This window comes from Geomobilimonas luticola, assembly GCF_018476905.1.
Lineage (GTDB): Bacteria > Desulfobacterota > Desulfuromonadia > Geobacterales > Geobacteraceae > Geomobilimonas > Geomobilimonas luticola.
The window spans coordinates 964198-978060 of the sequence record NZ_JAHCVK010000001.1 but is presented as its reverse complement, the minus strand read 5'-3'; the positions used below and the strand labels follow the sequence as shown (position 1 = coordinate 978060).

7 protein-coding genes are annotated in these 13863 nt (G+C 56.7%); all 7 read right to left on the bottom strand.

Annotation, left to right across the window (positions count from 1 at the left end; translation table 11 throughout):
* Window positions 1-18 precede the first annotated feature (18 nt).
* The 7 genes from KI810_RS04515 to KI810_RS04485 all read right to left on the bottom strand — a co-directional run bounded on the left by KI810_RS04515 (window position 19) and on the right by KI810_RS04485 (window position 13813).
* Window positions 19-567, bottom strand: a complete 549-nt coding sequence (locus tag KI810_RS04515; RefSeq protein WP_214174265.1) for a glycine betaine ABC transporter substrate-binding protein — start codon at window positions 565-567, stop codon at window positions 19-21.
* Between the two features lie 62 nt (window positions 568-629).
* Window positions 630-1334 carry a carboxypeptidase-like regulatory domain-containing protein gene (locus tag KI810_RS04510; RefSeq protein ID WP_214174264.1) on the bottom strand — a complete coding sequence of 235 codons (705 nt, stop codon included), beginning with the start codon at window positions 1332-1334 and terminating at the stop codon, window positions 630-632.
* Complete coding sequence (locus KI810_RS04505; RefSeq protein WP_214174263.1) at window positions 1331-3778, bottom strand: right-handed parallel beta-helix repeat-containing protein; 2448 nt, start codon at window positions 3776-3778, stop codon at window positions 1331-1333. Before KI810_RS04505 ends, KI810_RS04510 begins: the two co-directional genes overlap by 4 nt.
* 335 nt (window positions 3779-4113) lie before the next feature.
* Window positions 4114-4905, bottom strand: a complete 792-nt coding sequence (locus KI810_RS04500) for a carboxypeptidase-like regulatory domain-containing protein (RefSeq protein ID WP_214174262.1) — start codon at window positions 4903-4905, stop codon at window positions 4114-4116.
* 320 nt (window positions 4906-5225) lie between these two features.
* Complete coding sequence (locus tag KI810_RS04495) at window positions 5226-11381, bottom strand: CxxxxCH/CxxCH domain c-type cytochrome (protein ID WP_214174261.1); 6156 nt, start codon at window positions 11379-11381, stop codon at window positions 5226-5228.
* An 83-nt stretch (window positions 11382-11464) separates the two neighbouring features.
* Window positions 11465-12403 (bottom strand): NHL repeat-containing protein, encoded by a 939-nt coding sequence (locus KI810_RS04490; protein ID WP_214174260.1) that lies wholly within the window; start codon window positions 12401-12403, stop codon window positions 11465-11467.
* Window positions 12404-12802: 399 nt separating this feature from the next.
* On the bottom strand, window positions 12803-13813 hold the full coding sequence (locus KI810_RS04485; RefSeq protein WP_214174259.1) for an ankyrin repeat domain-containing protein: 1011 nt from the start codon (window positions 13811-13813) through the stop codon (window positions 12803-12805).
* Between the last annotated feature and the right edge of the window lie 50 nt (window positions 13814-13863).

Here is a 13863-nt window from a genome sequence, read left to right as displayed (position 1 = left end):
TCGGGTATCGTCATCCCGTTATATCAGCTTCTTTCCCTTCAGGAATTCTTTTGCGGTCTTTTTCGACTTTTCATCCGACTCCGCAGTTTTGAGCAGCTTCGGGTAGGTGTCGTTTACCAGCGCACCGGAAAGCTTGTTCAACAGTTTGGGGAGGGCCGGATAGTTGGCGAGCGTGTCCGCCGTCAGGACCGGCGCAAATTTAAGGGAGCCGCCGATCGGTTCAAGCCACGTAAGGTTCAGCCTGGCTTTGTACTCGCTCTTGATCTGGTCGTACGTTGAATCCTTGGGCTTCCCCACAACCTCCGCCGCTCGACCGGGGTTTTCGAAAATAACGTTCACGTTCCCCTGCTTGACAGCGTTATACAGTTCTTTTGAGTCCTTGTAGACATCTATCTTGACCGAAGAACCGGTACGCTCGGTGATCAGGATGGATGCCATCTCGGCAAGCAACCGTTCACCGGCGGCACTGGTTACCCCCAGGTGGATTGTCTTGCCGACACAGGCAGACGATATCTGGACCACAGCGAAGATCGATACGACGAGACACCATGAGATAACCCGTTTCATTTTTTCACTCCCATCTAGGTTTGCGACACGTGTAACAATTGTTGAGTACAATACTACAGCAATCAATATACTATTAATTGAATATCCAAGGCAATATCTGATTTCCCCGGCGCGGGTCCAATCTCCTTCGCCACGGTGATTTTCGACGTGAGCGGGAATTGCCGGGCACCTCCAACGAAGTATCTTCCCGTTGCAGGGATGGAAAGGGAGTAATTGCCCGTCTCGTCGGTCCATGCCGAGAGATAGTCAGGAACATAGTCAACGTCTTTTGCCCTGTGGGCAAAGACATAGGCATTGGCAACGGGATTCCCCTGGGCGTCCACGACCCGACCCCACAACCTCACCGAATCGGCAGCATCGGCACGCTTCTTCTGGCCGACCTCGCGGATATCGGCGACCACAAAACTGGCGTCGGTATCCCTGCCGGCTTCCATTTCTATTTCGACCGGTTCTCCCGAATGCTTGTCCCCCGGCATGAGCGGCCCGTAATTGCCATCCTTTTTCAGCCGTGCCACTCCCCAGTATTTTCCTGCCGGCAAGGTAATCAGCATGCGCCCGTCGCTGCCGGACATCGGCGATATAAAGTCGGCCTGCCGTTTCACATTCGAGCTGCCATAGATAAACAGCTTGGCCCCCTCGGCAGGCCTTCCTTCGCTATCGAGGACCTGCACCTTCAGCAGGGAGGTTTCCACAGCAAATCCATTGAGAGACAAGGCGAGGACACAGACTGCCATCGACAGCACACTGAACAGAACCACCCACTTCATGACAGATCCCTGCCTCCCGGCTTCACCGGTTCCTTGAGGGGGGGCTCGAACAGGACATTTCCTATGCCAGGCTCATTTCTTCCATCGAATATGGTCTGAAGCGGATCCCCTGCTCCCCACCAGTTTCCCTTTGCGTCGATATCTTCGTTATTGAAATCCCCAACGCGGATGTTGTAGTTGCTGTTATCAAAGATGTTATTCCGCGTAATGGTCAACCCTCCCCCTTGTTCGCGGACAAAAATACCCGTCTCATTCTTTGTTATAATGTTTTCCCGGATTACGGCATTTCCCCTGTATGCCCTGATGCCGATCACATTCCCCTCGAAAACCGAGCGGCTAACCTGAACGGGGCCGCTTCTGAACCGCATCCCCCCATAATTCTGCTTGAAATAACTGTCCGAAATGGAAAGATTGGTGAAATGGCAGTGAATACCCCACGTGGCATATTCAAAAACGGCGTGGGCTATCTCGCTGCCGGTGGCGTATTCAAGGAGGATTTCATCCCAATCGGATGCACCGGTTCTTTGTGACGACGTGAACAGGATCTTCCCGTCATCCCTTCCCTTTGCAATTATTCTGCCTTTAACGGCAAGGCCGGTCCCCGGAGAAAAAACCACCTTTGTCCCCGGAGCAACCGTCAGGACGGCACCGGGAAGAACAGTCACGGCAGTCGTGACGTTGATGACGCCACGCCACGTCGTATCCGTCGACACGGACCGTAACGGCCAGGCAAACGGATACGGGCCATCGCCCGTTTTTTCATACACGACCCGGCCACGTGAAGGATCATCCTTCCTGTCGAGAAGAACCGTGTCAACATCACCACCACCCCACCAGTTGGAGGGGGCTGAAACGTCTTTGGGTCCGTCAAGATCGATGGCGTACAGACCATTGGCGATGAAATTGTTTTCCGTGATCACCCCGTCAAAGGAGATAACCCCCATTCCCCGTTCACCGTTGTCGGCTATCTGGTTCCCCTTGATAATTGCCCGGCTATCCTGGACATTCAAACCATTGATGCCATTTGCCGCGACAACGTTCCCCTGTATCTCCACATTGTCGACATTCTTGAGGGAGAGCCCGGTTTCCAGATTGTTGGTGATGCCATTGCGGCTGTAGTCGCCGTAATAGGTATCCGCCACCATGAGACCGTACCGGTTGCCGTCGAAAAGGTTTTCCTGCAGTGACGACACCCCCTCCCGGACTCTCATCCCCTCTTTCCAGTTCCCCACGATCCTGTTGCCGCGGCCAATGATGTTGGTGCGGAAGAAATTGGCGCCGACATAGTTGTCAGCGATAACATTATCGGAGAATGTTATGTCGGAGTCCCTTCCCTGGACGCCACTCTTATTGGCATAGAGACGATTCCCCTTTATGTCAACCGACGACTCCTGGAACTGGATACCGCGATAGTTGTTCATCAGCACCGACTGCTGCACCACAACCGCTGAAAAATGAAAATGGAGCCCGCGGTACGCATGCTCTATCCGGCAATACTCGATGAGATTCTGGGCCCCGGCACTATTCATGATGTTAATGGCGTCCCAATCACCCATCCGTTTCCCTTTTGCGGCAGACCGAAAGATTATGGGGTGCTCCCTGGTTCCCTTGGCGATGAGGCGCCCCTGGATCAGGAGGCCGTTTTCGCCGATACCGTCACCATTGGTATCCTTTTTGGAGAATTCGACAATCGTTCCCGGCATGACAATCAGCCTGCTCCCCTCGGGAACCCTGACGATCCCGCCAACCTCGACCCTCCCCTGCCAGACGGTGTCCCCCCGCACGACTTCATCCCCATACGTCCTGCCCACGGGAGGTTCCCCGACAACGGCAGGAAATACTTCCGGCCGGTATTCCTTGCCAGGGGCAGAATAGACGTCTTTTTTCCTGTTCCCCCTGACGACAGAGGCAGTGGTTGCCACGTGTGCCCCCTGAAGGGAGAACAGGCCGTAGTCATTGTCGGCAATACGGGAATTTTCGACCGAAATTCCGCTCTTCTCCCCCTGGGCCACCACACCGTAGCGGTTTTCCCCGATGGTCGAGTCGTTGAGCCGGAGGTTCCCGTCAAAGACGTGAATCGCCGTCTCCGCATGGGCTATCTGACACCCCGCAAGGGTGGCAGAGCCATGGTCGACCACGATCCCTGCCCAGCTCCCCGCTTTTTTCTCTTCGCCGGCAAACTCCACGGGGGACGTTGTCGTCCCCTCAACCTTCAGGCTTCCCCGGACCGTTATCTCCGTCAGGGGCGACACATATTCGGGATCGGTCTTCGTGCTTTCCGCAGAAACGACCCTGATGACCGTTCCGGGCTTTATGGTCAGGGTGATCCCTTCGGGCACCAACACATCCTCGGCAACCCTGACCTCTCCCTGCCAGACGGTGTCCGTCGCAATAACGCCGGCACGCACACCAGACGGAGAGACAACAATAAAAAACGCAAGCATTATTGCATTGCGTACCCATGCAGCTGAATGTTTATTCACGAGTTTCACGAGTTTTTCCATTGATGGCAGAGAACCTGAAATAATGGAGAGGCACTGAAAACGGGGTCCCAGTGCCTCTCTCCAAAGTTCACGACGGCATCAGCAGGGATGTACCACGGCGTTCCCCACAATTCTTGGGCTGACATACTTTTTTCTTTTCATCGCCTGGGAGTGCCTCCTTCCATCATAATTGGTACGACCATTTTAGGCAAAAGCAGTGGCAATCTTGCAGACGGTGCCATTATACCGTGTCAACGGGACAAAGGTAAATACAGAAAAATCATTGCAAAACGTTATTATTGATTCGGTCCCCGCCCGAGAAAACGCACCCCTTTTATGTCTATCCCCTTGACGGTCGTCCCCGTCTTTACGGTAACCGGCATCGGCTTGTCCTGCCCGTACCCCCCCATGATCTCTCCTACCTTCGGCGCACCCCCACCATACACGTCCCTGATCTTGAGATAGTAATCCCCCCCCTGGTTGACCCTGAGGAGGTATTTCCCGTCCTTGCCCGTCCGCTCGGAGACGAAGAGGGGCTTCCCCACCATGGCGGGAGTGAGAAACGCAAACACCATGGCCCTCTCCAGGGGCTTCCCCTCCGCATCCGTAATGGAACCCTCGATGGCAGTGATGCCGCTACCGGTCTTGACGGTTGCCCGGGAAAAAGGAATCGCTTCCGCAATAGTGCCGATATCGGCCGTCTTCCCTTTCTCCACATGGAACGTCTTGGAAACGCCCTTTTCTTCCATTGCCGGCAGGAAATAATCACCTTCCTGGGGAGGGCCGACCTCCTGCCCCGATTTTCGCTTGCTTGCCCCCAGGTAGTACTTCCCTTCAAGGAGCACCGCCTTGAAATTCCCTTCACCATCGGTACCGACGATCTCATCCGGCACCCGCCAGTATTTTTCAGGTGACGGCGGCGGCCCGGAAGCCTCATTGAAAAAGAAGACGACCCCGTTCGCCAGCGGCCCCCCGTTCTTGATCTTCATCTTGCCGGAAATGGTTCCCGTCCTGGCATCCTCGGCACCGACCGCCGTTGCCACGCTGCACAGTAAAAAGACCATGAGAAACCCGCAGATTTTTGTCATCGCATTCCTCCTTCCCGCCACTGCCACACGATAAGAATATCCCTTCATAAACCGCCTTTCACCCTACCACAAAAACGGTCACAAATACATGTACTTTTCCATCAGCGCCCCCCACAGGAAGGCTGACGGCATGCTGAAAAGCGTCATTGCACACCACGAAAAAGAGCGGCTGCACGTTTTGTGCAGCCGCTCAGCCACGAATCCGCAGCCCATGACTCTCAGCAAGGATGGACGTCTGCTGAACCAACGATTCTCGGCTTGACGTAGGCCTGCTTTTTCATATGTTCACCCTCCTTTCCATTGGTATCGGGAGATAACCCTTAATAACGACTAAGCACAAAGGAATCGACCGTGGACCAGGGTGACGTTTTTTGGCTCACCGCATCCCGGGCCTGGACGCGCCAGTACCAGGTGCCACTCGGCAGCGTGGCATTCCAGCTGGTTCCGGACTGCCAGGCCGATTGAGTCTTGATGGAAGAAAACGAGGAACTGGAACTGACCTGTACCAGGTACTGTATCGATCCTCCGCTCGGGTTCGTGGAGGAGTTCCACGCCATACCAATGGAACAACCTGAATAGTTAGAGCATCTCCCATTCGGTTCTGCCACCAGAACTGGTGCCGTTGGCGGATTGGCTGTTGCCGGGGCTGAGATGACAAAGCTGTCGACCGTCGACCAGGAAGAAACACGCGACGTACTGGTTGCGTTGCGCGCCTGGACGCGCCAGTACCAGGTGCCGACACCCAGGTTCGGTGTCCAGCTTGTGGCGCTGATCCAACCGGACGATGCGGTGATGGTCGAGAAGGATGAACTGGAGCTGACCTGCGCCGAGTATTGGATGGTGCCGCTGGAGATGGTCGAAGCGTTCCACGCAAGGGTTGTTGCGCACGACCCCGAACAGGTGCTGTCCGCTTCGGCTATCGGCACAGGTATTGTGGGTGTGGATGAGGAACTGGATGATGAGAGTGTGAAGCTCCCCACGGTTGACCATGCCGACACCTTGGTGGTGGCTACGGCGTCACGGGCCTGGACGCGCCAGTACCAAGTGCCGTTAGCCAATGTTCGCGTATAGCTCGTGCCGGTGATCCAGCCCGATGAGTAGTTGACCGTCGCGAATGTGGCGTCGGAACTTACCTGCACCTGGTACTGCACCGCCCCACCTCCCGGGTTGGTGGAGGCGTTCCACTGCAGCGTAACGGTACAGGAACTGGAGCAGGTGCCATTGGGCTCGGTGATCAACACCGGTAACGAGGGGCCGGTGGTTGCAGTGGTGGAACCCCACGGCGTCTTCACGTTCCACTGCTGAGTGGTGTCGTTCCCCTCGTGGCAGGAACCGACACTCGGGGATGGCTTGACGGCCGGAGCATCGCTGGAGGAAGTGCTGTACCCGCCGCGATCGCCTTCTCTGCCACCTGCCCAGAAGCCCGGCATCCCTCCGGACCCGTTACCCTTCGATCCCGTGCCACTGCCGGATGTAACGGCATTGGCGTTGTATGTTACCTGACCGCGGTGGCGGCCGTCGAGGCAGTTGGTAACCATGAGCCGCGGCAGGGTCGCGTTGTGGGGCGCATGGCACTTGGAACAGGAGTAGGTGTGCTTGACGGTGGCGTTAGCGGTCTTCCACCCCTTCACCGACTCGTGGACCCGGTCCTTGCCTTTCCAGGTGTGGTTCGTGCCGTTGGTGAGGGTCTGCTTGGCGTGGCAGTTGAGACAGAGCCCCGCGAACTGCTGGTCCGTCTCGGTGATGGTACCCGAGGCAAAGGTATTCTGGTCGATCTTGTACGAGTTCTTCGCTGCAAGGTACGCGTTGGCGGTGCCGGCTAAGGGCTGTGGCGCATCGTCTCCGCTCGCGCTGGCGTTCATGTACCTGTACGCCACATTGTCAGCAGTTGCCACATCCTCCTTGTAGGGAGAAGTGAGCCAGGTCCCCTTGAGAAGGGGTACGCTGTACTGCTTGTTGGTCCCGAGGGTCGGACTGACCCCGTGGGGATCGTGGCAGGGCGTGCAGAGCCCCTGGATGGATCGGGAGGCGTTGACGGAAAGCGGCGACGACGCGCCGAAGTGCCCCCCCATGTTGCCCAATGCTGCCTTGTAAGGATACCGATGCCCGGGCCCGGAGGTATAGTTGCCGAAGTAGGCCGTATCGAAGTAATTCATGATCTGCTGCGTGGAGCTGAAGGTGGTATTGTATCCCCACGGGGTCGTTTCTGCAGATGGATTGAGGTGGCAATCGAAACAGAGACCGGCACCTGGATTGTAGGTGTTGTGGTCGGCAGCTGATCCACCGGCAGCCGGTTTGTATGTCATCGAATACCCACCGTTTCCGGCTACCGTTTCTTTCAGGATACCGCCATTGGCCGTGGCGCTCGTGTAACTGGTGGTGGTGCCGTTTACGTTCGAACCGTGTGAGTTGTGGCAGTCGAAGCAGAGGACGTTCACCGTGGCCATCCGGTCTGGCCAGGTTTCGCTGGTATTCCACCCACCCTTGTTGGCATTGGCGTTTCCGTGGGCGGAGAAGGCCTTCGTCACGGTGTTTTTCGGCGTGGTATTCCCGCCGCTGTACTTGCCCCACGGGGTCGTGCCGGTATCGCCGTATTTCGCACCGATGCTGTTCCCGTCCCAGGCATACGCGCTTGGGCTCTTGCCATCGCCGAACGGTTGGATCGCCTTGTTCTGGTCGTTGTGGCAGCCAATGCAGTGGGTGTTGATCTTGGCCATTTCGGCCCTCGTGCCGTTCGCCGTGTACGGGACGGCCGTGGTTCCGGCAATGTAGGTCGAAGGTCTTGTCCCCGCTCCGTAGATCACCAGTTCTACCGGCGCGCCAGGAGTGCTCGAATGGTGGTAGGTGCGATTGATGGTGCCGTCGCTGTTCGCCTCCCAGTGGCACTGGTAGCAGTGTTCACCCGTCGCCGTGACCCCCTGGACATGGTGGGAGTTCCCGCTGAACTGGGGTGAGATAGCGGCGCGACCGTTGATCGACACGGCGTGGCAGGCAAGGCAGCCGGCCTTGTCTCCCCATTGTATGGGAGCATTGCCGTGACAGGTGACATTGCTGCACCGACCGGTGGCCGGATCGTAGCTCGCGTTCGTACCGGCCACCGCCGTATTGAATACGACGTTGACAACCCTGTTGAGGTGGGCCGAATTGGTGACCAGTTTGCCGCCGATGGTACTGGCCGTCGTGAAGTGGCAACTGGAGCAGACGCTCGTATCGGCGTAGCCGGCGGTATGGGCATTGTGGCTGTTGGCACTGCCTGTCCCGAGTCCTCCATTGGCATAGTCTGGAGCTCCCAGGACGTTGCTGGTACCGTGGCAGCCGTTGCAGCCATAGGTTGTGACGGAATCCCAGGCAGCCGGATTGCTGTAGACCAGCGCCCCCTTGTTCCCGTTGGAGTGACAGTAGATATTCGAGCACTGCCTGGTCGCGGTGTTGTAGTTGGAACTACCGCCGGCCTTGACGCCGGAGTAATCCTTGAACCTGTTGACATGGTTCGCCGGATTGTTGATGTGCGTGTCATTGTCGACCGTCTTGGCATGGCATTCCACACAGCCGAAGGCGTTGCCGGTACCCAGCGTGGCGGTACTGATGTGAGCAGTATGCTTGCCGGTCGTAATCGGGCTGCTGCTCGCCGCGTTGTTGCCGTGGCACCCCGTGCAGCCCAGGGTTCCCCGGGGCGACGACCAGGTAAAGGCGGTATTGTTCGGCGCTGCTCCGTTACCATTACTGTGGCAATAGAGGTTGCTGCAGGAACCGGTGACCTGGGGTCCCGTGCCGGTACCGCTGAGCGGACCGGAGTACGTGGCGGGAATGGTGCTGTCTGTCCAGGTCGCCGGGTCGAAGGTGACATTGATCCCCTTCTGCTGGAGCGGCATCACCATCTTATGCCTGGCGGAATCGTGGCACACACCGCAGTTTGACCAGGCCTGCTGCCATACGGCTCCAGGATTGACATGTGCGGAGACAGTATGGGAGCCACCACCATTCACGTAACCACCGCCATTGAAAACCTCAGGACGGGCGCTGGAGTAGTTGCCGCTTACGCCACGACCGGCCATGGATGAGACCGGCGGGTAACCATGGCAGGTGTCGCAGTTGCCGTTCGGCTTGAAGGCATACGTGTCTTTATGACTATGGCAGGCCAGGCAGTCTCTGACCGGGTGGGCACTTTCCGCCACGTCGCGCTTGAAGTGGTTGGTCCGGGTATGGCAGATCTGGCAGATACCGCGATTGGTCTTGTTGTTCACAAATCCTGTGGACGTATTGGTGAACGTCACTGTGGCAGTTGACGTGCCGCTGAAGGTAAACCTGGAGTTGATGGCGTTCAGGTTGGTGGTGCCATGAACATCGTGACATGCGGAACAGACGCCCGGCTGGGGCGGATCAGTCTTGGCAGTCACGTGGGTCGCCATATTCTGCCGGGCAGGGGTCGTCACGATGGCCGGATCATTGTGGCAGGAGGCGCAGAGATCATTCTGGCCGATTCCCTGATAGCTGCTGCCGAGACGGGTCACGTGGGCTCCCGGGGTCGAGGTGATGTGCCGGTCGCTGCGTACGTGGCAGTTGAGGCACCGGTCGCTCTTGCCGGAGAACTTGCCATGACCAAGGGAGGCAAACGGGGACTTGTCTGGTGCCGTGACACCGTTGATCTCGGACAGAATGCCGGTGTGGCAGCTTTCACAGGAAACCGGCCCCGTCGCCCAGACGTACGTACCCGCCTGGCGGTGGCAGGGATTACAGGAGGAGATGACCTGAACGGCCCCGTCCACATGGGTCGCACCGAACTCGCCGGTGAATGCTGTGTGGCAGGCCTGGCATCCGCTCACATTCCGCGGAGTCAGCATCGGCCCATAGGAACTGCCATTGGAACTGAAGTGGGCAAAGTGGCCGTTGCTGTTGATAAAGGGGCCACCAATGTACGGCGTCGTGGCATGGCAGGTGCCGCAGGCGCCGGAGGCGGGGTTCGTCCATACCGGAGAGGCGTAGGTCTGCCTCCCGTCGCTGTGACAGTAGGTAACGGTACAGGTCCCCGTGCTTGTGTCGTACTGGGGAATGGCACCGCCGGTTGCGGCAATGATGCCGGTCTTGGCGATGAATACCTGCTGGAAATTGCCCGAAGCATGGGTATTGCCAGCGTGGCACTCGTTACAGCCGTAACTCAGGAGCACCTTTCCGGCGTGGGCGCCATGGCCGGTTTTGGATTCGTCCTTGAATGCAGGTGAACTGGCATAGTTATGGGGAGTATTGGCATAGCCGTTCGGCCCACCGGGGGTGTTCTGCACCGGCGGGAATCCGTGGCACCCCTGGCAGTCTGCCGAGAAGGAGCCGCTCCTGCTGCCGTGGGAATGACACGACCGGCAGAGATCCGGATTGGTGCTGGCATGTTCGGGGGGATACGCACCGCCGACCGGAACGTTATGGCATCCCTGGCAGACGCCGTCGGGACCGGACCAGTTGCTCTGGGCATCCGTAAACTGGTTAAGGACCTTCCTCCGGTACGAATCCAGCTTAACCCCGGCCGAGTAGTTCATGTACCGGCGGACGAGCCAGACGTTGGGAGCCGTACCGTCACCCGAATCCACATGGGCGGCATGGCAGTCGGCGCACTGGATATTCTGCCCCTTGTTGTTGTGGGCCGTCTTGTTGGCATGGCAGTTGGTGCAGACGTTGATCCCGTTGGCCGTCCCCCCTCTCAAATCGGTCCGCAGCAGATCCCCCCGGGACGAGGAGAGCCTGCCGAAGGTGGAAGACGACGCATTATCGAAGGTCCGGGCATTGGAATCGGTAAAATGGACGCCGTGGCAGGTCGTACAGAGCACCTGCCCCCCCGGCAGTTTCATGGCCGCCGTAGGGTTGGCGGGATTGGCGTTCACCGGCAGGGGGAGATAGTCGGCCGGCTTGAGTTTGACCTTCGAGGTGGCACTGGTATAGCTGAAGTTGACGGGATGGGTACCGGTCAGATGGGTCCTCTGGTTGCGGGACCGGTGGCAGTCGAAGCAGAGTTGGTCACGGTCATTGGGAAACCGGAAGAGGTTGTTCCCCTCGACGCCGTGCTGGTAATGGCAACTTGAACAGCTTATGACCCCTTGCCGTGTTGCACGGAGGGAGTTGATATCCGCGTTCAGCGGCGTGCTGGCACCTGCCGCCGGCACGCTGACCGGCGCTGCCCAGTTGTGGGAAGTCTGCATCTGGCCTGCTGTGTAGACACCCGTGTCCGTACTGCCGAACGGATTGGCTATATCCTTTGGATTGAACGCCTTGTTCATCATCGCCGGGTTATGGCAGGTAAGGCAGAGATTGTTGACACCGACTGTATTGGACATGTCGAATTCGAAACCGCCGCTACCCGAAGGGATAAGTGCATGGCAGCCGGTGCAGCCGAGAGTCGGCGTATGCGGCGATTCAACCCCCTGTGCCGTGACTGCAAACAGCAGAACGCTCAACAACGTACTCAACAAACCTGCCATTGCTCGTGCCATGGTCTAACTCCGGAAAAAAGATTTGGTATGAAGGTTTAAGGCCGGATATGCGCCCTATTTGCCGATGTTGAGAGGACCCGACGCTACTTTTTCCTGATGTCTATGCCATACATGGTCAGGTAACCGTAGCCATTGACAACCGCAAGCCGCCGATTGGCCGGGTCAAAGGCCACATCCATCGGCACAGTGAGTTGACCATTGGCCAGGCCGTCGCCGCCGATGGTGGCGAGGTATGCCCCCTCACCGGAGGGATCCATCACCTGCACATCATTCCGATAGGTATCCACCACGTACATCCGGTTCAGTCCGCCAGCGGCATCGTAGTCAAAGGCGACACCCACGGGAGACTTGAATTGAAGGGGCTTGATCCCGATCGTCCCCATGCTTTTGATGAACTCGTGATTGCCCGAGGCATTGAAAAACTGTACCCGCCCGTTCTCCGTATCGGCAACAACGATCTGGTCGGTCGACTTCTCATAGGCTATCCCGGTCGGCAGGGAGAATTCTCCGTTACCAGCACCCCGGGAACCGATCGTCTGCGCGTACTGACCCGCCGCAGTGAAAACCTTCACGCTGTTGTCCAGCGTATCAACCACGTACACGTAACCGGCAGCATCGACCGCGATCCCGTTCGCCTTCCTGAACTGGCCGGCGCCTGATCCGAGCCTGCCGATCTCCGTACCGGCCATATCGAGAATAACGACCGCGTCTCCCTGGCTCACCAGCAGATTTCCCCTGTCGTTGAAGGCGATCCCCTGGGGGAGGTTCGGGGTCTTCAGCACCCCGATCAACTGGCCGGTGGAGTTGAATTTTGAGACGCCTCCCTTGCGGGGGTCAGTCACGTAGAAATTCCCTTTGCTGTCGAACACGAGACGAAGGGGCGAACCGACATTCTCCGCCACCGGCGGCAGAACGGTTACCACCGGCACCGTGGCCCCGTGCGCAGCGGTTGTCGGCGAAATTGCCGGGATGGTCAGCAGGATGACGGCAGCGGGAACGAGTTTCTGCAATCTGGTTAGCATCTGTATGCCTCCGGACGTTGGTTCATTGAGAAAACAACTCGACCACGAGGTCGGAATCAGCCTCACGACTGCGTTACTACATGAAGTTATGGCGGGGTAGGAGTGGCATTTACAAGACGGGGAGGAAAATGCGCGTCAGTCGGTAGGAGACTAATACCAAATTTTTTCTAATTTGTAAACACAAAGATTAGTTTTTTTTAGTATTGTTCGGGGCGAGGCGATGGGGACATGTGATGCCTGTTGTTGTATCCGGCTATTCTAAGGGGAAAGTTGGAAAGGACAATGTGACGAGAACGAGGCAATTGCGATACTAGCATAAAAAAACCGCTGACGACTAGCGCCAGCGGCTCGATTAAAGCAGCGGCATGAAATGCTGTGAAGAAAGAATGAGTATTCCTGCTACCGGTGCTGCGTAAGCAGTTCAACTATCTTTGTATGTCCCTTGGCGGTTGCGATTTCCAACGCCGTTTTTCCGAAATCGGTCGTCAAGGTCTGATCGGCCTTGCTATTTACCAGTTTTTCCACAATTTCAGAATTTCCCTCCACAGAGGCAATTATAAGAGCAGTAATGCCGTACTTGTTTTGAATGTTCAAATTCGCTCCTGAATCGATGAGAAGTTTTGCCATTTCCATATGTCCGCGGGATACGGCAAACATCAATGCGCTGTCCCCTTCCTTATGTTTCAAATTAAGATCAGCCCTTGATTTGATCAAAAATTTAGCGAGTGCATAGTTTCCGTTAATTGCAGCCAGCATCAGAGGTGTCATGTCATCTACACCTTGATTATCGATATAGGCCCCGCGACTTACCAGGTATTTCACTAGAGGGAGGTTACCCTTGTTTGCAGCTATCCAAAGGGCATTGACTGCTTCGCTGTTCATGTAATTCACCCATGCTCCAGCTCCGACGAGCAGCTTTACCATCTCGGTATTTTCGTTCATGACAGCGGACATGAGCGGCGTCCATTCGTCTATGGCACCACCTTTGGCTTTGTTTATGCTTTCGGAATAGTTGACATCTGCCTTCTTTTTGAGAAGTGTTTTTACTTTTCCAGTGTCGTTGGCAAGCACTGCGTCGAACAATTCCCCATTCACGGAACGTTTGGCAGTATTCGCCACCACCTCATCCCCCTTCTTGACGATTTCAAAAATACCGTCCCGCACCGTGCCTTTTTCCCTGCAGTTCAAATACGTGGCTTTATAGGTTGTCGTCTCGTTGTCGGAAGATAGTGTTACCTGCTTCGTCCCTCTATGCTCGCATTTGAGGACCTTGCCGTTGTTTTTCTTGTGCTGTGCCGGCACGCCAAGGTCGGCCGTCATATCCTCAATGCTGGTAGCCACATCCCTGGCATATGCAGGAGTGCTGATTGCTAGCACAGTCATTGCCGTAAAAAGTATAAAGTTTTTCATCTATATCCTCCCACCATAGTTGAAATCGATTGCTGCTCCGACAACCTGAA